This window comes from Streptomyces sp. NPDC046909 (assembly GCF_040644695.1).
Lineage (GTDB): Bacteria > Actinomycetota > Actinomycetes > Streptomycetales > Streptomycetaceae > Streptomyces.
In genome coordinates this window covers 1-21,550 of the sequence record NZ_JBEYXC010000035.1, presented here as the reverse complement: position 1 = coordinate 21,550, position 21,550 = coordinate 1, and the positions used below count along the sequence as shown (strand labels likewise).

Sequence of the window (21,550 nt, the reverse complement as noted above, 5' to 3'; positions counted from 1 at the left end):
CGAGGATGCCGTCATGACCACATATGAGCCGTACTCGGCAGATACCTGTTGGACCTTTTCCAACCGCTTGAGCAGGCACGAGTTCACTGTGCCGCTGCGCCTGTACTGGGAGGTCAACGGGGACCCGTTGACCGACGACTACACGCCGGACATGAACGCCGCGGAACTGTGGGAGATGTGGTTCTCGCGGTACTGGAAGGGCGACCCAGCGAAGATCTACTGGTTCGTCAGCGGGGGACAGATCTTTGAGGGTGCTCCGTTCAGCAACGGCATCGGGGGTCAGAATCACTTCCTGACGGACTTCACCTGGCCCGTGAACTCGGTCAGCGGGGAGCCCGTGAACTGGGTCAGGCTGCCGGTGCGGGACAAGTTGTGGAACAAGGATCACTGCGACAAGGGTGGCTTCATCCAGGAGCTCACCGGGTGGAAGCCGAGTCCCTTTCAAGGGTTGTTCGACGCCGAGAAGATCGCCAGGCTCGCAGGTTTGATGGGAACCGGTCTGGGTTGACCTTGCTTGAAGGTCCGCCCGCAAGTGGGGTTTAGTCCCATTCGGTCCGCTCAGTCCCCGGTTTCTGCACAGTGGACTCATGAGGCTGCCGCAGATGGAGGAGCTCCTGCCGCCTTCCGCGGTTGAGTTCGAGGTCGGGTGGCGGGACGCCGGTGGTGAGCGCGGGCTCCCGCTGCCGGAGGCTTCGGGGGTCGAGTGCGAGGCAGGGCTCCCCGTTCGGGAGTTCCCGTCGTATCGCGGGCAGCGGCATTTCCCGGTCAGCGTCCTACGACATCTGCGCTTTCAACGGGAACGGACATCGGGTCATGGCGCCGTCCTCCTCGGATGCCGGCGCCGAACCACGCTGGAACGCTTCGTGCACCAGGTGGAGCAGTACCGGCGTGAGGTGCCGCGGCTTGCGGCCGAGGGAATCAGCCCGCTGCACACCAGGCAGTGGCCAGGTCGCGGGTTGGGGGCCAGGTCGGTCAGGAGTTCCTCCACGGCGCGCTGTTCGCGGAGCCCGCCCGGGGGCCGTCCGGCCTCGCAGCGGGCAAGGAGTTGTGCCACCGCCGCGCGGAGGACGGGCAGGTCGCGGCGGCGTGCTCCCAGCAGGTTGAGGAAGTCGGGCACGCTCCAGTGCACGAGGGTGCCGCGCCGGGTGAGGTAGATGCCGACACTGTCGATGCGGTAGCGGTCCTCGCGGTCGAGCAGGAGGTAGCCCAGCAACTGCCAGAGGGTGTGCTGGCTCAACTCGCGTACCAGCGTGGTGCTTTTGAAATCGAGCAGCAGTCCGTCGACGACGAGGTCGGCGTCGGCGCCGATCTGCTGTCCGGGAAAGCCGGGGCCGGCGACGCAGTGCCCGGGCAGGCTCTGTTGTCGCCGGGGACCGAGCTCGCTCTCGGCGGCGCGCTCGATCTGCTGCACAACGTCCCCCACCACCTCAGGCCGGGGCAGTACGAGCAGCCGGTCCAGGGTGAAGCCATCCGGGTCCTGGGCGGCAGCCCGATAGAGGGGGGTGGCCAGGAACGCGGCTCCGGCACGCGCTGCCACCGCGTACCAGGCGGCGGCCAGCAGGATCCGGGCCAGGCGGTCTTCAGCGCCGGCCGTTCTGGCCAAGGGGAGGCGGCGAGCGTCCAGTTCGGTGCACGCGGCGGTGGCCGACAACTCCTGTGCAAGGTGTGTGCCGACCCGGATGAGGGCGTCTGCCACCGGTGCGTCCGGGATACGGGAGGACAGGGCGATCCCGATGGCGGTCGAGCGATCGAGCGGCTCGGCTGCCGTGAATGCGAGACGCAGGCGCTGGTCGACGGCGGTGCCAATGGCGGACCGTTCGCGCCGGGCGGTGGGAACGGGCAGCAGCAGGGGGCCGGGCGCGGGATGGTCGAACAGGTGTTGGCGGAACGTGGCGCGGGCGGGTCGGGGGCCGGCCGACATCTCGCGATCGAGGAAGCGGCGCAGCGGCGTGCGGGGGTTTGGTGCCAGCGGACAGGGTGGCGCCACCGGCCCTCACTGTCCCGGGCGACATCGACGACGACCTCCACCACCAGTTCGGGCTGTACCAGAGTGGCGTCGAGACGCTCGCGAGTGCCCCACCCGGCAAAGAACGTCCACCCCGTCCACGGATGCTCACCGTCTGCCGGAGCCAGCAGACCGACGAGCGCGTTGGCGACCGTGCGGGACAGCGTGGTGGTCCGGCCCGTGTACCGCAGCCGCCCGTCCGCGTCGTACCGCCCCAGCAGCAGACTTCGGGGAGCGGCCACAGGACCGGTGACCGCGCCGACGATCGCTTCGCTGGTCTCGCGCACTTTGTACTTGCGCCACCCGCGCACCGCTGGCCGGTACGCCGAGTCCACAGGCTTGAAGCACAGCCCCTCCACGCCGACCGCCGTCCAGGTCAGCCACTCCGCTGCCGTGTCCGGGTCGGTGGTGGAGGGGCACAGAGTCCACGGCGCCTCCAACCGCTGCTCGGCGAACAGCTCCTCCAATCCGGCCCGGCGCCGCCAGTACGGCCACGCCGTGATGTCCTGCTCCGCCAGGCGCAGCAGATCGAAGGCGACGAAGTGGGCCGGCTGCGTCTCGGCCAGCCGGGCCGCGCCCGCGCCGCGACGGCGCAGCCGGTCCTGGAGGGGTTCGAACGCCAGCCGCCTGCCCGCCCACATCACCAACTCCCGTCCAGGGCGGTCGCGTCGGGCAACTGCGCGGCGCCGGCCACGATCTCCGGGAACGCCGGCGCCAGGTCGGTGCCCCGCCGCGAGCGCAGCACCACCCGTCCTGCCTCGATGGCCGCCTGCGCCCGGAACCCGTCCCACTTGACTTAGTACCTGTTTCTAAGCCTCGGTTTTGGGTAGCTTTGGGCCCTAGTCTGGCTGGGTGTCCGAGGACGCTAAGGGGGCCGCAGGGCGGGTGTGTGAGGGCTGTGGTGAACGGTTGAGGCCGGATGCTCCAGCTCGTACGCGGTTCTGTTCAGCGGCCTGCCGGGCCCGGCAGTGGCGTCGAGATCTGCGGTTACGCAAGCGAGTGGCGGCTGAGCTCGGCGGTGCCGGCCGGGCCGAGTGCCCGGAGTGTGGAGCCAGCTGGGTGGCCGGGGTGGACCGCCGTTCGAATGCGGTCTATTGCTCGCGGCGGTGCGTGATGAGGGCCTGGAGGGCTCGGAAGGAATCGTCCGCCCAACGGTCACAGTGACCGCAAGGCGAACGCACTTGAATCCCAACTATGTTCGGATATCGGTCAATTGCGGTCGCTAGTTGTGATCATAGGATTTTCGGTCTGACTCTCGGGTTCAGAGGCGGGCTGGGTCTCGTCACGGTCAACTGCCGTGCCCGGCCTGCGGGTTGGTGGTGAAACCATGCCCGGAGAGATAGAGGCGGCCGTCGGGGCGTCCGAGGACAAGGTCGGCAGCGTCAGCGCGGGCCGTTACGCGGAGATCGTGGCTGAGCTGCGGGAACTGGTCCAAACGGCCAGCGGCGTCATGTTCAAGATCGGCGATTATGGGCTGGAGATCGAGCCGTTGCGGGAGCACGGCGGCGCGGTTGCCGAGGGCCTGTTCACGGTGAAGGAGTCGCTGTTCCGTCTGGCCGAGGACATCGGGATGTCCTACCACACGGCGAGGCAGGCCCGTCAGGTCGCGGGAAAGTGGCCCAAGGACAAGCGGGTGGCCGACGTGTCCTTCACGGTCCACAGCATCTTCGCGGCCATAGCCGACGATGAGGAACGGTTCGCGGTCATCCTCACGCCGCCGCCGGGCAAGGCGCGGTGGACCCCGGACGAGGCCAGGCGCCGCACGGGCCGTCAGGTCGACAAGCCGGTCACACCGCAGGAGAAGGTCAGCGCGATCCACACCCTCGCCCAGGACGAGGACGTCGCCGCGACGGTGACCGGTGACCTGTTGCGGCGACCGGACGTGGTCGCTCAGGTCAAACCCGAGGACAAGGTGAGGGCGGCGGCGGAACTGTCCCGCGAGGATGACGTCGCCGCCGCGCTCGCCCCGGGCATCCTCAGCCGTCCCGCGGTCGTCGCGAAGGTCACGGCGGCCGACAAGGTGAAGGTCGTCGAGGAACTGACCCGGGACGAGAGCGTCGCGACCGAGGTGACCACGGGGCTGCTGCGTCGCCCGGACGTTGCGTTCAAGGCGATGGGCGACGATTATCTGGACTACGCACAGGCGGCATGACCTTCGATGAGTAACCCCTGAAAAGACGTAACAGGAAGAAACATCTTGGCGCCCCCCCCAAGATGATCAAGAACCTTCGAATCGGGCTCGTGCAAGATCTATCGCAAAGAGGCTGACGGGGTCAATCTCGCCTCGATTCGCCCACTGGTCAATAAGATCGCTACCCAACTCAATAAACTCAATTGGAGAACTACCAGGAAGTCGCGAATCGAACTCCCAGTTCGACTTGACGGAGTACCTGAGATTCTCGAAAAATTCCGAAGAGGAAAATTCGGCAGAAATTGCGAAATTTAGAGCCCCGTCCACGGGATTGACGGCCATGCCGAGGCAAGTCAGTTGAACTTTTCCTGAGTTCACTTGATTGACCAGCGAAAACGACTCCGGAAGATGGAACACCCAGTCGGGATCCGCCCTGCGAGCGCTCGCCGACGCTACAACCTCTTCCAGGTCATAGAATTCTTCAACAAATTCCTTCAGGTAATTGTAAAGTATTAGCGAATACTTACTCCTACGGCGGGCCAGAGTGTGCGCTTCTGCTCCAAAGTTGGGAACAACGCCGCGACGATTGTGGCCGTTGAGGACTTCCGTTGACCGCTTGGCGATCGCGATGTGCAGTTTGCCCGCTTGATCCCTGAAGAGGCTGACACAGGAGCACCCCATGGCTTGAGGGGCAAACCCTCCTGAAATTGAGTCAGAGAAACTCAACAAGTATTTATTGAGAATCCTGCGCCGCGAGAAGCGTGAATAAATTTCCTTCCTTAAGGTGAGCGTTAAGGTTGCGTATGCGGAGTAGTTGCATCGCGAAAATGTGAATTCTGGTGTTCCGTGAGGGGTTATCCTCATCCCCTCGAGGTGGAGGATCTCCCCTTCAAATATCCTGGCCCCGCGACGCACCTCCCGCTTCAGGAGTGACGGATTGAAAGGGAGTTCTAATTTTTCACTGGATAGAATGAAAATGCTGTCAGATTGGGAATCTATAGGTATGGGGAATGATATTTCTCTACCATGGAGAAGCGGGATTCGAGTGAAAGGCTCGATCTTTGTTGGTGTGTAGAGTGAATCCGTACGTCCAGTTATCATGTAGTGCGAAATGAGTCTCTCCGATATGAAGCCGGCCTCTCCCAGCGCCTCCCTTTTCTTAACCCTGCGAGACGCTAAGAGCTTCTTGTACCAAGAGATCCCAGTTTCGTACCAGGCGCTGAATAGTGTGCCCACCAGTGCTCCGGCGATGAGTAGGAGCGCATCTCGCATGCTCATGGGAACAGCGTCGCAGAGGATTCTAGATGTGAACAGTGGACCTGCGGCGAGGTAGCTGCTCACGCGAGGTTGGTGTGCGAGCCTGCCGGGCAGCTTTTCTCACTCATTTTTGTTGATCAACGGCATACCGAGGTTGACGGGGTCGCTCTGATCAACTCTGCGCGTGCGTTCCAGGCTGCGGTCGAGGGCACCGAGTTTCTCTTTGGCCTTGGTGAGGCTGACCTGCAGTCCTTGAACTTCGCCGAGCCAACCGTTCATCCGCGCCTCCGTGATCCGCTCGGAGAGATTACGGATGATCTCGATCAGTCGGGGCCGCTGCCTGGGGGAAATCCGCAGCATTGGGCAGCGCAAGCACGAGTGCTCATGCTGGCACGGGGTCCCGTAGGGCCGTGCGCAGTCCCCGAGTTCCAGCTTGCGGGTGTGGAAGTGTTCCTGAAACTCGCGCCATTCGTCGGTCGTGGGCTCGCGGTATTCCTCTGCGGGCCGTGTCGCCCGCCGCTGGTCGAGGAAGGCCCGGTAGGAGCGGATCAGGTCCTCCTGGAAGACGGCCAAGTACGCCTCCGTGGTGCTCGTACTGGTATGGCCGAGCAAACGGGCGGCGATATGGACGGGCAGTCCGCCGGCGACGGCCTCAGTCGCGAAGATCCTTCGGAAGTCGTGCGGCGTGAAGTGCAGGGGCTCGCCTGTCTGGTCGGTGAGGGCTGCTCTGGACAGAGTGTCGTTGAGCAGCTGGTAGAGCGTGTTCGTACTGATGACGTCGTGTTTCCAGCTGATCCGGCGCTGGAAGAGGTGTGGCAGCGGTGGCCCGGTGACCAGCTCGTGGTAGTCGTAGCGCGCGACGAGAGGGATCGTGCCGTCGTTGTCTCCGCGGAGCCGGGTGATCACGGTGGCGAGGACGCTGGCGAGCTCGGGGCCGACCAGCAGGAGCCGTTCCTCGTTTCCCTTCGACGGGATGATCTGCAGCAGGGGCACGATCTCGCCGGTGTCGGGGAGCTGATAGGACACTAGCGCGAGGTGCGTGATCTCCAGCAGTTCCTCCAGCCGTACGCCGGTGTGCCGGAGCGTCTCGATGATGGCCCAGGCCCAGAACCCCTCGTCCTCGTCGCGGGTGACGTCAAACTGCTCGGCCGTGGCCGTGTCTTCGATCAGCACCATCTCCGGCCGGTACTGGAAGCGCGTCTTGGTTCGGTCCTCCCGGCGGCTGATGCGCCGATAGCGCCGGCCTTCGTGGTCGAAGACCTCTCCGACGATGATGGCCTGGGCGGCGGCCAGCAGTCTCTTCTGCGTACTGTGATGGGCTTCGGTGGTGTCCACCAGCTCGGGGAGCCGGGGCAGCCGTTCGCGCACCCGTTGGTGCATTTTGGCCCGGACCTTCTTTTTGACCTTGGTGAACCCGCCGGTGTCGGCCTTGCGGACGGGGCTGGGGACAGCCCAGACTGCCCAGCTCGGGTCCTCCAGAGCCCACTGCTGGATGTCCAGGTAGAAGGCACGGACTCCGGTGAGCACAGCGGTCCGGGTCTGGCGGGGAATGGGGTCCTTGCCGTCCCGGGTGATGAATCTGGTCCGTTCCTTCCAAGCCTCGGCGACCTCCGTGGGTAGGTCCAGGGTGTCGATGCCGGGGTGGTGTTTCTGGATGTCGGCCCAGAAGGCGCCCACCAGTCGGCTCGCCAGGTGCTGGAGTGAGGTGTAGTCGAGGCTCGAGCGCCGTTCCTCCAGGTAGCGGACCAGCACATCGCGCACCGGTCGGCACTGGATGCCGTACCGGTCCACCATCTCCGCCGTGGACAGCTGTCCGCGTGCCACGGTCCGGCGTAAGGGCAATGTCGCGGACAGCAGACCGGCGTCGCGCATCAGATCCCAGGCCGCGTGAAGCCCTGCGGGTGCCTTGGCGAGGGTTCTCCTGCTCCACTCGTGGTAGGCAATCAGGTCTTCGACGGTGAGCCGGTCGAGATCGCGCCCGGTCCGGAAGGCGACCTTCACGAGGCAGTTCTCGGCCGTGCTCAGATGGCTGGGGACCATTCCCCGGGCGACGCCGGCCTGTCGGACCTTGGCGAACAGCTCGTTGCCGAACTCCTGCTTGGCGTGGCGATAGAGCCCCGAGGTCCGGTAGCTCTGCAGGAATTCGTAGCTCGGTCGTACCACCCTGGCCAGGAGCAGGCAGCCCAGACCGTCCGTTGTCACTGCCCGTCGGGGCGCTTCGGCGGACCCGTATTTGGCCGTGACGAGGTCGATCCAGTCCCAGTCCAGACCGCTGTCAACGCCGGAGACGAGCCACCGTTCCTGCCAGCCGTCCCCGGGGAAGGTCAGCAACCAGTCCAGGATTCGGGCGGCCCCGCGTGTCCGATCCGCACGCTTGCTCCTGCTGCGCCTGCCCGTCGCCGGCGGAAAGGTCGCCAGGGACGGCAGCAGCTCCAGAACGCCCTCGGCCGAGAGAGCATCGAACGGGCCGCGGTCGGCAGCAAGCATCCGCTGGTGGTCGGGGATGTCTCGCGGTGAAGGGACGGAATCCGCTTGTTGGTCGGCGGTTGCGGTCATCGCGGAAGCCCTCCGAGCAGCACGGCCAGGTCGGCGGCCTCGTAGCCCACGGCGACCGGTGGCGGGGCCTGCTGAGCCCGGAGTTCACGCTCGGCTAGGTGCTGGGCGACGCGACGGATCACTTGTGCCTCGTCTTCCAAGAGGTACGTGTCCGCGGTGGTGCTCAGGTGCGCGTGGCCGAGGATGGTCTGCACATCAAGCAGGCTAAGGTTCTTGTCCCGGCTCATGCGCAGAGCGGCGGTGTGCCTGAGGTCGTGCATCGTGTAGTTGGTGCCGAGCACCGCGTTGAAGCGGCGGAAGACGGCGCGCAGGGCCTCATAGTTGAGCGGTTGGCGATGCAGTCCTTCTCCGCGGTCGCGTCGTCGTGTGGTCCACCAGATAGGTTCGTTCGGGTCGAGATGGCTGAGCTCGGTCAGATAGAGGCGGAGCCAGACGAAGGCGTCCGGGCTGGCTGGCAGCCACTGCGCGTCGTCGCTGCCCTTGCGGCTAACCCGTACCAGCTGGTCTCCCCAGTCCAGGTCGACGCCGCGGATGGCGAGGACCTCGCTGGCGCGGGCGGCGTTGCTGATGTCCAGGGAAAGGATCGCGCGGTCGCGATTAGAGCGTAGGGCGGCGAAGACGTCGTTCCAGTGTTCGTCGGGGATCTCGCGGGGCCTGCTCTTGGGAATCTTGGGGTTGTAGCGGATTCGCCCCTCGGGCCGGAAGGGGTCCATTGGGTTGTGGTGGGCGTGCGGCCGGCTGCCTCTGCGGTCGAGCGGGACAGGGTTGACCAGCGGACCTTGACCGATCTCGATCCAGAACTCGTAGAAGCCGCGGATGACCGCGTTGCTGTGCCGGATCGTCCGGGGCTGGTACTGGTCTCCCGGGTTCTGCTTGCGGGTGATCGGGTTGACCGTGCCCGCCGTGGCCGCCGACTTCGTGCGCGGCGAGTTCCGCGGCTTCGTCGTGCGCAGCAGCCACAGCACCAGATCGCGGACTTCCGCCGAGGTGGCCCGGTCCCACTCCACCTGGACGACGCGCAGCCACCGCCACCACCGCAGCAGCGCGTACGCGTAACTGCGAACCGAGCCTGGCCGGTTGCGGGCGACGAAGTCCCGCAGGAACCGTCGTACGGGCTCGACCGGCACTCCGTCGGGATCCACCACGAGCCATGGCACCACGCCGTCCGACGGGACCACCTTGCCCCACCGCGACAGACGGATTGAACCGAGATCCCGCTCGACCTCATCCAACGACCCCACACAGACCTCCTCCTGTACTGCGTGAGGTCTACCGGTCAGCCCCTGCTCGACACACCCGATGCCCCGGCGTGTCGCCTGGTAGTCCGGTCAACAGAGACACCGCACGCCACCAGGTCAACCGCGCCCAGGTCGAACGCGGCCAGCAGGCCCGCGAGGACTTCGAGCGCACCAGCCCCGTCGCCCCGGCGATTCGCGCGATCGACCGGTCGGTGGAGTTCCTGGACCTGGTCACCGCCTGCCACGCGTTCGTCGCAGCGTCCGGCCGCATCGTCCCGGGCCTGCGCGATCGTCAGCTCGGTGATGACGAACGCGTCATCATCCACGAGAACGTCGCCCGCGTCCGCGCCACGCTCGACTGGATCGAAACGGCCGTGGACACCGGGAGGGTCGACGTCGACGGCGAACTGGCCCGCCTCCTGCAAGGCGAATAGGCAGTGCCGCGCGCTTCCGAGCGCAGATTGGCAGCGTCCCAGCGGCATGCCGACACGGTCCGGTTCGTGCTCTTCGAGGCCCGGCCGGCCGGGCTGACCTTTGTCCAGCTCATCCGCTCCAGCGAGCTGACACCGAGCCAGGCCCGCGCGGGCCTGGCCTGTCTGCGCGACATCATCGCCGAACGCGGCTGGCCGCCACTGATCTGGACGAGGAAGGACGGTTACCGCTTCTGCACCGACACGACGGAACTCCAGGCCTACGAGATCGCGATCGTGAGGGAGAAACTCACCGAGATCCGCCGTTTCATCACCGCCGTCGTCGGCCCGCACGCGGTCCTGCAACCGAAAGGGCGCTGGATCAAGCACCTCAACACACAGCTCGGCTCGGTCGAGTCGACGCTCGACATCATCGCCGACTTCATCGATGCCTGATCGGTTGGGGACGGCCGCTTCGCGGTCGTCCCCAACCCTGTTCCGCGAGGGGAGGTGCACGTTGCGGCTCCGCTGCTATCCGTCCGACACCTTCGACGACGAATGGGCGCTCATCGAGCCCTTGCTTCCGGTCCCGGCCTGCGAGACTCCCAAGGGGGGACGTCCAGAGGCACATCCGCGGCGCGAGATCGTCGACGCGATCCGCTACGTCGTCGACACCGGCTGCAAGTGGCGGGCCCTGCCCAGCGACTTCCCGCCCTGGCGGACCTGCTACGGCTTCATGGCCCGCTGGGCAGCGGCTGGCACCGTCGGGCAGATCCGTGACCAGCTCCGCAAACGCATCCGCCGCGAGATGGGCCGGGCGCCCGGCGCGGTCGCCACCGTGATCGACTCCCAGTCCGTCAAGGCCGCGGAGACTGTCGGGAAGGACTCACGCGGCTACGACGGCGCCAAGAAGATCAACGGCCGAAAGCGCCACCTGGTCGTCGACACCAAGGGCCTGCCGCTGTTTGTCATGGTCACTCCGGCTGACATGACCGACCGTGAGGCCGCGAAGGAAGTCCTGTTCCGGTTGCGGCTCATGCACCCCGAAATCACCATCGTCTGGGCCGACTCCGCCTACGCCGGACAGCTCGTGACCTGGGCCAAGACCTACCTGAACCTGACGATCAAGACCGTCAGCCGCCCGAAGGACGCCTCCGGATTCGTCGTTCTCCCCCGACGCTGGGTTGTCGAACGCTCACACGCCTGGATCATGCACGCCCGCCGACACGCACGCGACTACGAACGGCTCATCCAGCACTCGGAATCGCTCATCACCTGGGCCGCGATCACCATCATGACCAGGCGCATCACCCGCCGAAGCTCCCACAGAAGCGGCCAGCCGGCCTCCCGCGAGGCTCAACGCGACTGATCGTCCCGGCACTGCCGGTCAGCCGTGCCACCACGCAGTCACCGGGCCCCGACCGCGGCCCCGAGCGCCACTCTCCCACCGCAACCGAAGCCTGTCAGCGGCTTCGCACTCCCAGCACCGACTCACATCCCGATCCGGCTCGCCATCAGCTCCAAAGCCAGACCGTGCGATTCCTGACCGAAGGAAGCACCGGTCGGATGATTGAGCGCAGCCACTGAGCGATGCGGCCCCGCGCTCCAGGGTGTGCACGTGGAGCGCGGGGCCGGTGGGGCCACTGCCTGGCCGCGTGCGGGGATTGGGTCAGCAGAAGGGCTTGCCGTTGGCTCCCGGCTGTCCCGGCACGACGCCCGGGCCGCCCGGACCGCCGGCGCCGCCGCTGGCTTGTGGGGTGGAGGACAAGGTGGTCTGGCAGACGCCGTTGCCTCCGTTGCCTCCGTTGCCGCTGCCGACCGCGTTCAGCCCGCCTGCGCCACCGGCGCCGCCCGTGCCACCCTTGGCGATGATGGTCGGCGCGGTGATGCGGCCGCCCGAGGTCCCGGCGCCGCCGGCGCCGCCGTTTCCGCCCGGGCCGACGATCTGGACCGCCTGGCCCCCTCCACCGTCGCCGCCGGTGGTGGTGACGGTGGTGGCGGTGACACTGCCCGTGTTGCCGGCGGCGCCCGCGCCGCCGACCTGGCCTGGGCCGGACGAGGCCGACGGCCAGCTGCCTCCCGCCCCGCCGATGAGGGTGACAGTGGTCGCCGTGATGCTGCCGGTGTTGCCGGGACTCGGGTCCATGACGGCTCCAGCCACAGTACCGGCCGCGCCGGTGGCCTTCACGGACGTGTCCGCGTTCGCGGCGCTGACCACGCCCCGGTTGGCTGGCCTCGCGCTCTGGGTTGTACCGACCCTGCCGGCGGTCAAGGTGATAGTGGTGTGACCTGCGGCGGCGCCGACCTTCACAGTCCCGTCATTGCCTACGCCCCCGGACTGGCCGCCCGCCCCCTGGGGGCCGCCTCCCTGGACGGACAGGTCGAATGTGCCGGTGCCCTGATAGGAGAGCGTGACCCCGTTCTGGATGCCGGCCTCCCCAGGACCCCCCGTGATGGTGACCTTGGTGTTGCCGCCGGTCAGCGTCCAGTTGGAGTGGAGCGTGGAGCAGGTGTACGTCACCACCGGAGAGGTGGCCGTCCGCGTACAGTCGATCGGAATGGCCAAGGCGGCGCTGGACTCGGCGAAAGCGGGCACCGCGAGCGAGCTCAGCGGCAGGACAGCGAGCACGGGCCAGATCAGACGGCTACGACAGCCAGGCACAGAAGTCTCCTCTTCCAGAAATGACGGGCAGGTCCCATCAGCCTGGCCGCCAGGCGCTGCACGGACGGCGCGACTGCTCCGGATGCCATCGGAGTTCCACCGATCGGTGCACGGGACAAGGACGACTGCTGCCGCGCACGCGGCCCCCGAGCCGAGTACAGCCGGGTGCGCAGGCCCAGCCGCTTCTGGCCCGCCGTCGAGGCCGACCAGCTCCTCCTCAGCATCCCGATCCGGCTTGCCATCAGCTCCTGAGCACAGCGCCGTTCGATTTCTGACCTGGGCGGACACGCCTCAGAGGTTCAGACACAGGTACTTATGCGGTTGTGAACATGTCCATCGATAGAGTCCGATGCCATGTCGATCTCGGGATGGCGGGTGTTCTTCACCCGGCGGGACCTGCCGAGGTTCGGACGGTCATGGACGCCGTGCTTGCCGACGCGGCCCGCACCGGCCACACGCCCACAGTCACCGAGGTCGAACGCCGCCTGGGCATCCGACACGCAACGTTCTACCGGCACTACCGATCCCTGATCACGGACCACTTCCGGCCCCGCGCCGCACGGCCGCAGGACGAGCCCGCCGCCGGCTCCCCCGACGACGCGGAGGAGCCAGTGCGCCAGGCCCTGCACCGGGTCCGACAAGAGAACACCGAACTCCGCAAGCTCGTGCAGATCTACGCCGAGAACGTCCGCCAGCTCACCGTTCGGAACGAAGAGCTCGAACGGGAGTTGCAGGTGAGCATCGGGGTCCGGCGACTTCGCCCGAAGGGCTAGTACGGCGCGGCGTCGCTGATCGCGTCCGCCAGATCAGTCAGCCGCCCGGCAAGCTTCGGGAAACGGTCCTGTCGCTTCACCCAGGCTCCAGCGCTGCCGATCTTCTGGATCTTGAGGGCTTCGAGCACCTTCTTCTTGCTCGCCGGGCTCTCGTGAGCCGCGAAGTTCCGCAGGGCCACGAGCTGGTCAAGCGCATCCCTGAACTTCGTGTCCTTTACCGCCACGGTCAGGTAGTGGTCGGGCGGCATGAACTGCTTGAGGACCTTGATCAGGCCGTCGCGCCCCTTGAAGTCGAAGTACCCGCCGCCCGTCACGAGGTACTCGCACACCTCGTCGGTGAGGTGCTTGGGGAAGTTGATCCCGGTCTGTGCGGAGATCGTCCCGGTGTCGTTGTTCACCGCGCAGACGATGCACTCAAGCATCAGGTGCTCGAAGGCGACGGCGGTCTTGACCAACGCAAGCTCGTACGTCCAGGTCATCGCCTGGTCCGTGAGCTTCGCGTCCTCGGCCTCCCGGGTGAACTCAAGGATGCGGTCGATCTCGTTCTTGAAGGCGTTGGCAGCGTATTTTGCGCTTTTCTTCCGGCTCACGAGTGAACACTAGGCCGGAGTACCGGGGCGCATGCACCGGGTTCCGACCCAGCGGATGCGCGAGTCCCTGGCCGGCGGGAACGGCGCCCCGGGGCACCAACTCCGCTACTGCTCAACCTAGATGGCGCTGGTCCCTGTAGTGGAACGCATCCTCGCTGGCCCACTTCCACCAGCCTTCCCACACCTCGGGGGCTGGATCCACCGACGAAGCGGGAAACGCTAGAGCGTCGAGGCCGGTACTGCCCGCGAAGAGCCGCCCGTCGGGACCTGCGGAGACGCGGCGGTGTGCCCCGTCGGCCGTGGCGACGATGTACGGGAAGCCGTTGCGGACGTCGCGCGCCACCTGGACAGCCGACTCCGTGAACGCCCATTGACCGCGGGAGCCGTTGTCGGTGTACCCGCAGTACACCGTGGAGTCCCCGGACGGGAAGCTGTACTGAATCGTCCGCCGAATGCCAGCCGGAGACTTCGCCTCGGCCCTCCGTCGCACCTCAAGGTGGATCTCGGCCCGACCGGGCTGATCCGGGTGATGCCTCTCGTAGCCCACCGGGCCGGGGTACGGCTTCAGGGGGAAGAACTCCAGCTCGCCAGTCTTCGGGTCCCTGCTCGCAAGGGTCGGGTCGCACCGGTTGAGGAAGGCGAAGGCGTCGAGCAACGTCTCGATCACGAGCCGGCCACCGACCGCCTCCCGATACGCCTCCTCGTTCCCACTGCTCGCACGAACGGCCTCGGGCAGCTCGTCATACAACTTCCAGAAAGGGAAGACGCGGTATCCGGCGGTTCCCCCGAACACCTCCTCGGGTGATACCTCGACAACTCCAGCAGCATGGGTATCGGCGTTCCGCAGGAGGGTGAGTCCCCGGACCGCACGCCCTTGAACGTCTGCGTTTCGCGTGGCCTCGTACCGCCGCCAACCCTCAGCGCGATTGTCGTGGCCTTGGCTGCGCTGGATCACCTCAAGGTCGAGGGTGCGAATGGCCGCCAGCGCCGAGCCGATCTCCATCTCGATGGGTTCGGTGTCCACCTCCATGCCGTGGTCGCGGCACAAGGTTGTTGAGGTCGTGGCACTGGCCTCCCAGATGCGCGAGATGCCGAGCGCCAGCGTGCGCATCTTCAAGCGCCCCTTTGCGTGCCGACCCGGATCAGTCACGGGGAACATCGCGGTGGGCTCCGAACTCATGGGGCTTTCCCAAGGGACTCCGCCGCTAGGCGAAGACTCCAGGATAGAAGGCAGATCCCTTGCCTTGAAACGGGTTTACCGGGGGTGCTGGTGTCCCGGGGTTGTTGTCTCACCCCAGCCGTTACACAACGCCCGGCACCCTGGCGGACAAACGGGCAGATCTAACGTCCCCTCATAACTTCGGTTCCGCAGCCATCCCGGGCGGCAGGTCAGGGTGGTCCGTTGGCGCGGCGAGCATCGGCTCCGGCAGGACCCACGTCATCCCGGCGTGGACTGAGCGAGACGATCGGCATCTTCCGAGGCGTCACGGGCTTCCTGCTCGGCCTGGCCGAGCGCTGCCGCGGCCGCCTGGTGCGCCTCCTCGGCCTGCCGCCGTTCCTGGCCGGCCTGCTGCAGGTCCTCGCGTGCCCGCCGCAGCCGCTGCTCGACGGTATCTACCTCGTTCTGGGCCCGGTCGTGACGGTCACGTGCCTGCGTCAGAGCGGCTTGCGTTGCGTCGTGCTCCGCGCGCCGCTCCCGCAGACGCTCCTCGGCTGCTTCCGCGGCTTCGCGGGCCTGGTCAAGACGCTGCTGGTGTGCGCGCCGCCGACGCGCGACGTCCTCGTTCGCCGGTGTCCGGGTGGTCGGCGGCGCAGGCTCGGGCCGCGACGGCTTGTGCGGCGCCTCGGCCGCGGCGTTCGCGGCGGTCGTGAGGGTGGGGAAGTCGGAGGGCGGGGTGAGCGCGGTCTCCAGCCGGCCGGCGGCGAACAGCGCGGCGGCGTCCGGATCGGCGAGCACGGCGCGCAGGGTCGACTCGACCTCCAGCTGCACGGTGTCCGACAACCGGTAGCCGGCCTCGCGGGCCAGCTGCGCCGCCTGCCGGGACAGCGCGGTGATGACGTGCCGCCGCTGCGCGGACAGGTCCTTGAACCCGGCCGCATCCAGGGTGCTGTAGGCGTCGCGGAGCGCCTGCCCCAGCTGAAGGAACTTAAGGCTCTCCTCGGGGCGGGAGCGCAGGAGCAGGTTCGCCGCCCATGCTGCCAGGGTGGGGCGCCGGGCGGCATGGATCCGGCGGGCATCGTCGGGGCGGCCCGCGGTCCGGGCCGCGGCGGCCAACTCCTCGCGGCGGGCGACGAAGGCGGAGGGCAGCGTGGTGTAGAGCTCGTCGAGAGCCTCTTCGACATCAGGCCCGGAGGTGCCCGGCCGCCTTCCACTCTTGCGCTGCATGCTGCTCAGCCTCCACCGAGCCACACCAGTGCGCATATCGGACGCGCCCGGCTCGGGGTGTCCTGTGCCATCAAAGGCTGAGCAGTGTCACCGAAGTTTGAGCAACCCGGGCCCCTGCTGCGCGGGCGCGCGCTCACCGTTTGATGCGTCCGCGGACGGCGAGGACGGCGAGAGCGAGGAGGGTGGGTTCGAGGAGACGTGAGGCCATCTCGATGTAGGTGCCGGTGGTGGTGAGGTTCTGCCCGGAAGAGCGGAAGATCACGGAGTTGACGGCGACGCGGGTGGCTTTCTCGGCGCGGTTCCAGCTCATGCGCTGGTCCCAGCCGCCGTGAAGGGCAGGGGCGGGGGTGCTGGTGTTCAGGCTGATCTTGTCATTGTGGAGGGTTCCGATGGTGGCGGGGTCTGGGTCGTGGGTGGGCAGGCCGAATCCCACGAGCAGCAGCACGGTCAGGGACATGGCGGCAAGTAGCCAGCCCGCGGCGCGGGAGGCGCGCAGGCCGTATCCGGACAGCAGCCAGTAGCCCCAGAGCAGCCGGCGTTCGGCTTTGGGGGTGCCGGTGTGGTCGTGGCGGCGCATCTCGCACTCGCCGTAGTAGAAGTCGGCGGCGCCGGGTTCGTTCTTGCCATCCTCGAAGGCTTTGCGCAGCTGCCGGTACAGGGCGGCGATGTCCTCGGGGTCGGGAGTGAGGGCGGGGTTGGGGTGGTGCGGGCCGGGGCGCCACTGGCCGGGTGGCCGTGCATCCCCGGGTGAGAGGACGGGTTGGCCGGCCGTCTGGGCGCGCCAGTGGTGTTCCTCTGCGAGGGTGCGCCGACGGCTCCAGCGTGCCGGCCAGATGCCTCGGTAGTGCCAGCCGGTCGGGGGGTAGGCGAACGCGGGCTTTCCCAGGCGGAGTTGGTCGAGGTGGAAGGCCCCAGAGAACAGGCAGTCGGAAAGGTCTGTGTCGGTTAGCACCAGGTGTGCGGCGTCCACACCCTGCACCGAGGTCACCCGCACCCCAGCCGCGCCTGCCAGCAGGCTCTCGTCAGTCGGCGAGCCGGAGGGGGAGAAGGGGGCGGGGTGAGCGGTGACGGCTACAGGGGCGGACAGCACCGCGTGGGTGAGATCCACTGCCGCGTAACGCAGGCGGATGGTCGCCGTCGATTCCCACCGGGTGCGCTCGCAGATCACGTGCGGCGCTGCTATCTCCAGCGTCACCGGCGCCGTGAACACCGTGCCGGACAGTGAGACCCCCCCTGGCGGACAGTACTGGCCCGAACGACGACGCGCCTTCGAACCGTACGAGGTCGAACTTGGCTATGCCGGAGAACTGCGCTCCGCCGAATTGGACGTCGCCGGAGAACTGTGCCCAGTCGAATACGGCGTCGCCGTTGAACTGCGCCGCGAATGTGGCGTGGCCGGAGAACTTCGCCCTGCCGAAGTAGGCCTCCTCCAAGAACCGCGCCGCAGCGAACCAGACGCTGGCGAACTGTGCTCCGCCGAACGCGGCCTGGCCGGAGAACTCCGCCAGGCCGAACCCGGCGCTGGAGGAGAACTGTGCCTCGCCGAACTCGGCGTGGCCGAAGAAGCGCGTTCTTGCGAAGCTGGCGTGGCCGGAGAACTGCGCGCCGTCAGAGTCGCGGGTGTCGCCGGACCACGGGTTCGTGCCGAACGACGCGTCCCTGGAAAACTGTGCCTCGTCGAACTTGGCCCTGCCGGAGAAGCGCGCCCCGCTAAAGTTGGCGCGGTCGGAGAACTGCGCCCCGCTGAACAGAGCGGGGCCGATTTCCTCCCTGCCGAAGCATGCGTCGCCGGAGAACCGTGCGTCGCGGAACTCGGCTCTGCGACGGAAGTGCGCCCCGCTGAAGTGGGCGAGCCCGGAGAACTGCGCCCCACGGAACCATGCGGCACCAGAGAACCGAGCCTCGGTGAACAGAGCCTTTCCGAAGTGGGGGTTTCCGGTGGTCGGGTCCCGAACGCCGTCGAGTAGGGCGGTAAGGAGTCCTCGGGAGAAGGAAGTACCGCGATGGTCGACGTCGGCGCCAGGGGTCAGGCCAGTCAGATAGGCGGTGCGGTCGGGCTCCGCAAGGTGGGCGAGACATGCGGTATGGCCGGGGACATGGATGCCGCGGCAGCCGACGGAGTCGGTGGCGGGGTCCGCGCCGTGCGCGCAGTGCGACCAGGAAGGCGCCGAGGGTGACGCGCCGGTGGGGTGCTCATGGGGTAGTGGCTCCATACGCGTTCCAGACATCCACGCTGATGGGGATGGAGTGGGCTTTCCCCAGAGAAGCGGAAGCAACCGAGCCAGTTGCCGCACCGGGCAGGTCGGGGCACGTCGCGGTGACGAGGAGCTGCTCAGACTTCGCTGGCACAGCCGTGCGGCTGTCAACCTTCGGTGACAGTGGTCAGCCTTCGATGACATGGGACACGGGGGCATGCGGGCTGGAGTACCGGTATCAACCGATTAGATTCGGATGCGTGAACGACTCCGTCAGACGTATCGACCCCTCCACGGATCCCGGCTCGGCCGCCGCGATGCTCGGCTGCACCCCCAGCCAGATCGGGCCGTGCGTCCGGTGCCAGGGGCTGACCGTGCGGTACGGCAGTAACACCCAGCCCATCTGTCCAGCCTGCCGTACCAGGGACGAGCGGCCCGCGTAGCCGGATAGCGCCGCCGTGCGCCAGGTCCACAGACGCTGCGGGCTGGAGCCGTCATGACGCCGGCCGCTGTGCGCGTGTCAGGAGGCGAGGCGCTGCCAGATGAAGATGCAGCTCTTGAGACTGGCGAGACGAGGGCGCGACAGCACGGAGGTCAGCCGTTCGGGTCCGAGCAGGACGACGGGGAGCCGGATATCCCGCTTCTGGAAGTGGTTCCAGAGCCAGTAGAGATATTCCAGGGCCTCTGCACGAAGCTGGTGTGCCTCGTGCACGACCAGCACGGGCCTGGCTTGTCGGGCGAGTTCGTCCTCGACGGCCTGCTGCGCGTCGGCGCGCAGTCGAGGCCGGGGGCCGAGGTGAAGGGCATCATGGAAGGCGTCGAGGAGCGCGCTGAGGCTGCCGGGTGCGACGGTGGTCAGCACGACGGGATCGGACTGTCCGTGGTGGGCGAGGGCCGCCCGCACGACCGTCTCGCCCTGTGCCCCGTTCTTGGTGATGACGCACATCAGTGCGTTGGTCTCCAGGATGTGGCCCAGGTTCTCGCTGAAGGTGGGCAGCACGTGATCGGGTGCCGTCGTGGGCGCTTCGTTCATGATTCCCTCCCGAGTGAGCCGTCGCCGTCGCACCGTAAGTCCAGCACGGGCACCGGCCCTTGGGGTGCCGGGGCGCCGAGCAGCCTCGGATTGACCGAGCCGGGTCGTATGCCGACCGGCAGTGTGCGTATCGCGACCGATGGTCTTCGAACGGGATCGGTGCGGCGCCGCCCACGGGGGGAAGGCGGCGCCGCACCGTGGCGCCCACCGTACGCCCTCCGCGACGTGCTGGGCCGGGGCATGGCAGAAAGCGGCCGGCGCCCAGTCCGCCGAGGCGGGTGGCAAGGGCGCCGGCCAACCGAAGACACACCGCTCAGGAAGTGACCCGCTCGGACTGCGTCGGCTGCGAGTCTATCGGTGCGGCTGCCGCACGGGACGCCACGTTGTCCGCGCTGATGAAAGTGCGGTAGTTTTCTTTTGTTGGTTGTGCTGTGGTAGACGACCCGGCCCGAAGTCATCACCGCCGTCGAGGAGTTCTTCCATGCTCCACCGCCTGAAACCACGTTCCCTCGCGTTACACCGGCCGCGCGGCGACGTCGGCTCCACGCTCATCGAGGTCCCCCTCCGCGCGGCTGCCTGGCTCCTGGGCGGGCTGGGTGTCTGCTTCGTGGTGCTCCGGGTGAAGGCGAAGTTCGATGCCTTCGTGGCAGGACGGCCCGCTCCGCCCCTGCTGCCAGAGGTCACCATCGCATGGGGGACGGTCGGCCTCGCCCTGGGCGGCCTGGCTCTGGCCACGGTGGCGGTGCTGATCGTGCTGGCCTGGAGGTCCGTGGCCGGCGAACGACAGGCCGAGCAGCGGCGCCGCACTGCCTTCGAACGCCGGCACGACCGGGTGCTCGAGGAACTCGGCTGCCATTTGGTGGACGACCCGCACAGGTCTCTCCTCGACGAGCCGGCCCTGATCGAAGCGCTGGCCCGGGCACAGGACGCACGGAACAGCAGCGACGATCACCGCTACCTGGACGCCGTCCGAGCCCTCCAGGCCCAGTGGACCCAGACCCGTAAGACGCAGTCCGCCCGGGCCGCGTAGCCCGCCCTCTTTCCCTTCGTGCTGCACGCCGGCGACGGCGTGCAGCACATCCGACCAGGAGCAACCGATGATCCGCGCCGGACGCCGCACGTACGCCCAGACCAGCGAGGAACTCGCCGCGGCGATGGGCATCAGTATCGGCACCTTCCGCAACAAGCAGCCCTACACCGCCGAGGACTTCCCGCGCGCGATCAGCTCCGAGGGAGCGCGGGTGAGGCTGTGGGACAGCCGGCAGACCACCGCCCACCTCGCCGGCCGCCCCGTGCCCGAACTGCCCGCAGAGGACGACGAGCAGGACCTCCTCGACCGCAACGAGGCCGCCGCCGTGCTCGGCATCACGCCGAAAACCTGGGACACCTACAAGAAGCACCCGCAGATCGCCCCCCACCTGACCAAGGTCAAGGAGGTGGAGCACTGCCCGCGCGGCATCGTGGAGGCCTTCCGCACCGCCAGGGACGAGGGCGCTGGCGCCAAGCCCAAGGGCCGCCCTGTGGGCAGCGGCGACATGGTGCCCCGGGACGAGATCGCCGCCCGGGTCGGTGAACTCCTCGACGAGGATCCGGCCGTCACCGTCGCTCTGGTCCAGGACCGCCTCGGCCTGGCCTACGCCACCGCTGTACGGGCCCTGACCCGGCAGCGGGCGGTACGCATCGCCGACCTGCTCCAGGCCGAACCGGACCTGCCCGGCGAAGAGGCAGCCATCCGCCTGGGCTACCCGGCCGCCGTACGGCGCACCGCCCTGGCCGGCGCCGCCACCGAACTACGCGCCCGCCACGTCCAGCCCTACCTGCAGCGCGTCGCCGACGTCCTGGTCGGCGCCGGCCTCGCCGACCCCCAGGACGTCCAGGTACAGCGCCTGGAGGGTGAGGTGCTCGCCGCGGCCGTGCTGCTGCGCGAAGCCGACGCGCCTGCCCTGGTGTGGGACGAACGCTACGGGTGGCGCACCGCCGTCAGCCGTCGGCACCCGATCGGCAAGGACACCGGCACCCCGCCGGAGGGAGACGGCATCCGCTACCTCAGCGAGGACCAGCAGCCCGAGCCCGCCGAGCTCATCGCCGCGCTCAGCGACGGTCGACGCGGTTCCCGGCAGCCCAAGGAGACCCGCCCGGCCGGAACGGTCCTGCCCGGAGGCTGAGGACGACCGCGGCTATTCCGGAGTTTCGGCAGCTTGGTCAAGGAGCCTTTTCAGACGCCGTTCAAGCGCGCTGTGCCGTGCGGTCTGCTGCGCCTTCCGGAGGAGGGCCCCCTGGTACGCACGGGGAAGCCCTCCAGCGGGCTGCTCGG

General features: G+C 67.7%; 20 protein-coding genes and 2 pseudogenes. 9 read left to right on the top strand and 13 right to left on the bottom strand.

The window, feature by feature from the left end:
- Nucleotides 1–13: 13 nt before the first annotated feature.
- Complete coding sequence (locus tag ABZ928_RS52265) at nucleotides 14–508, top strand: hypothetical protein (RefSeq protein WP_361536719.1); 495 nt, start codon at nucleotides 14–16, stop codon at nucleotides 506–508.
- Between the two features lie 303 nt (nucleotides 509–811).
- Here ABZ928_RS52265 and ABZ928_RS52260 read toward each other — a convergent pair whose 3' ends face one another.
- From ABZ928_RS52260 to ABZ928_RS52250, 3 genes and pseudogenes are all read right to left on the bottom strand, one after another.
- On the bottom strand, nucleotides 812–1,921 hold the full coding sequence (locus tag ABZ928_RS52260) for a hypothetical protein (protein ID WP_361536749.1): 1,110 nt from the start codon (nucleotides 1,919–1,921) through the stop codon (nucleotides 812–814).
- A 431-nt stretch (nucleotides 1,922–2,352) separates the two neighbouring features.
- Nucleotides 2,353–2,646, bottom strand: a pseudogene (locus tag ABZ928_RS52255) (ATP-dependent DNA ligase); the annotation flags it as partial.
- Nucleotides 2,646–2,750, bottom strand: a complete 105-nt coding sequence (locus ABZ928_RS52250; protein WP_361536717.1) for a hypothetical protein — start codon at nucleotides 2,748–2,750, stop codon at nucleotides 2,646–2,648. The gene ABZ928_RS52250 and the pseudogene ABZ928_RS52255, both read right to left, overlap by 1 nt.
- 582 nt (nucleotides 2,751–3,332) lie before the next feature.
- Between ABZ928_RS52250 and ABZ928_RS52245 the strand changes: the two genes are divergently transcribed.
- A complete protein-coding gene (locus tag ABZ928_RS52245) occupies nucleotides 3,333–4,157 on the top strand; it encodes a DUF6192 family protein (RefSeq protein WP_361536715.1) in 825 nt (274 codons plus the stop codon).
- A gap of 66 nt (nucleotides 4,158–4,223) precedes the next feature.
- Here the strand turns inward: ABZ928_RS52245 and ABZ928_RS52240 are convergent, their stop codons facing one another.
- The 3 genes from ABZ928_RS52240 to ABZ928_RS52230 form a co-directional block, all read right to left on the bottom strand.
- Entirely contained in the window at nucleotides 4,224–5,477 is a 1,254-nt protein-coding gene (locus ABZ928_RS52240; protein WP_361536713.1) for a hypothetical protein, read from the bottom strand.
- 36 nt (nucleotides 5,478–5,513) lie between these two features.
- A complete protein-coding gene (locus ABZ928_RS52235) occupies nucleotides 5,514–7,724 on the bottom strand; it encodes a site-specific integrase (RefSeq protein ID WP_361536711.1) in 2,211 nt (736 codons plus the stop codon).
- Between the two features lie 221 nt (nucleotides 7,725–7,945).
- Nucleotides 7,946–9,190: a site-specific integrase gene (locus ABZ928_RS52230; RefSeq protein ID WP_361536709.1), complete on the bottom strand. Its 1,245-nt coding sequence runs from the start codon at nucleotides 9,188–9,190 to the stop codon at nucleotides 7,946–7,948.
- A gap of 86 nt (nucleotides 9,191–9,276) precedes the next feature.
- On the opposite strand from ABZ928_RS52230, the pseudogene ABZ928_RS52225 reads away from it, so the two are divergent.
- The 3 genes and pseudogenes from ABZ928_RS52225 to ABZ928_RS52215 form a co-directional block, all read left to right on the top strand.
- A pseudogene (locus ABZ928_RS52225) lies at nucleotides 9,277–9,621 on the top strand (DUF6192 family protein); the annotation flags it as partial.
- A 3-nt stretch (nucleotides 9,622–9,624) separates the two neighbouring features.
- Nucleotides 9,625–10,053, top strand: a complete 429-nt coding sequence (locus ABZ928_RS52220) for a RacP protein (RefSeq protein WP_361536707.1) — start codon at nucleotides 9,625–9,627, stop codon at nucleotides 10,051–10,053.
- 61 nt (nucleotides 10,054–10,114) lie between these two features.
- Nucleotides 10,115–10,966, top strand: a complete 852-nt coding sequence (locus ABZ928_RS52215; protein WP_361536705.1) for an IS5 family transposase — start codon at nucleotides 10,115–10,117, stop codon at nucleotides 10,964–10,966.
- A gap of 300 nt (nucleotides 10,967–11,266) precedes the next feature.
- On the opposite strand, the gene ABZ928_RS52210 is transcribed toward ABZ928_RS52215, so the two are convergent.
- Entirely contained in the window at nucleotides 11,267–12,226 is a 960-nt protein-coding gene (locus ABZ928_RS52210; protein ID WP_361536703.1) for a hypothetical protein, read from the bottom strand.
- A gap of 449 nt (nucleotides 12,227–12,675) precedes the next feature.
- On the opposite strand from ABZ928_RS52210, the gene ABZ928_RS52205 reads away from it, so the two are divergent.
- The gene (locus ABZ928_RS52205) at nucleotides 12,676–13,032 is read left to right on the top strand and encodes a hypothetical protein (RefSeq protein WP_361536701.1); all 357 of its coding nucleotides are present in this window, start codon (nucleotides 12,676–12,678) and stop codon (nucleotides 13,030–13,032) included.
- Here ABZ928_RS52205 and ABZ928_RS52200 read toward each other — a convergent pair.
- The 5 genes from ABZ928_RS52200 to ABZ928_RS52180 all read right to left on the bottom strand — a co-directional run bounded on the left by ABZ928_RS52200 (nucleotide 13,029) and on the right by ABZ928_RS52180 (nucleotide 18,221).
- Nucleotides 13,029–13,622 carry a hypothetical protein gene (locus ABZ928_RS52200; protein ID WP_269664380.1) on the bottom strand — a complete coding sequence of 198 codons (594 nt, stop codon included), beginning with the start codon at nucleotides 13,620–13,622 and terminating at the stop codon, nucleotides 13,029–13,031. The genes ABZ928_RS52205 and ABZ928_RS52200 overlap by 4 nt on opposite strands.
- A gap of 112 nt (nucleotides 13,623–13,734) precedes the next feature.
- Complete coding sequence (locus tag ABZ928_RS52195) at nucleotides 13,735–14,733, bottom strand: hypothetical protein (RefSeq protein ID WP_361536699.1); 999 nt, start codon at nucleotides 14,731–14,733, stop codon at nucleotides 13,735–13,737.
- A gap of 327 nt (nucleotides 14,734–15,060) precedes the next feature.
- The gene (locus ABZ928_RS52190; protein WP_361536697.1) at nucleotides 15,061–16,008 is read right to left on the bottom strand and encodes a hypothetical protein; all 948 of its coding nucleotides are present in this window, start codon (nucleotides 16,006–16,008) and stop codon (nucleotides 15,061–15,063) included.
- Nucleotides 16,009–16,141: 133 nt separating this feature from the next.
- Nucleotides 16,142–16,960, bottom strand: coding sequence for a hypothetical protein (locus ABZ928_RS52185; protein ID WP_361536695.1), 819 nt, complete (start codon nucleotides 16,958–16,960; stop codon nucleotides 16,142–16,144).
- Between the two features lie 70 nt (nucleotides 16,961–17,030).
- Nucleotides 17,031–18,221, bottom strand: a complete 1,191-nt coding sequence (locus tag ABZ928_RS52180) for a pentapeptide repeat-containing protein (protein WP_361536693.1) — start codon at nucleotides 18,219–18,221, stop codon at nucleotides 17,031–17,033.
- A 242-nt stretch (nucleotides 18,222–18,463) separates the two neighbouring features.
- Here ABZ928_RS52180 and ABZ928_RS52175 point away from each other — a divergent pair, with 242 nt between their 5' ends.
- Nucleotides 18,464–18,646 (top strand): hypothetical protein, encoded by a 183-nt coding sequence (locus ABZ928_RS52175; RefSeq protein ID WP_361536691.1) that lies wholly within the window; start codon nucleotides 18,464–18,466, stop codon nucleotides 18,644–18,646.
- A gap of 77 nt (nucleotides 18,647–18,723) precedes the next feature.
- Here the strand turns inward: ABZ928_RS52175 and ABZ928_RS52170 are convergent, their stop codons facing one another.
- Nucleotides 18,724–19,236: an ATP-binding protein gene (locus ABZ928_RS52170; protein ID WP_361536689.1), complete on the bottom strand. Its 513-nt coding sequence runs from the start codon at nucleotides 19,234–19,236 to the stop codon at nucleotides 18,724–18,726.
- 481 nt (nucleotides 19,237–19,717) lie between these two features.
- On the opposite strand from ABZ928_RS52170, the gene ABZ928_RS52165 reads away from it, so the two are divergent.
- Nucleotides 19,718–20,266: a hypothetical protein gene (locus tag ABZ928_RS52165; protein ID WP_361536687.1), complete on the top strand. Its 549-nt coding sequence runs from the start codon at nucleotides 19,718–19,720 to the stop codon at nucleotides 20,264–20,266.
- A 67-nt stretch (nucleotides 20,267–20,333) separates the two neighbouring features.
- Nucleotides 20,334–21,401 carry a hypothetical protein gene (locus tag ABZ928_RS52160; RefSeq protein ID WP_361536685.1) on the top strand — a complete coding sequence of 356 codons (1,068 nt, stop codon included), beginning with the start codon at nucleotides 20,334–20,336 and terminating at the stop codon, nucleotides 21,399–21,401.
- Nucleotides 21,402–21,550: the final 149 nt, after the last annotated feature.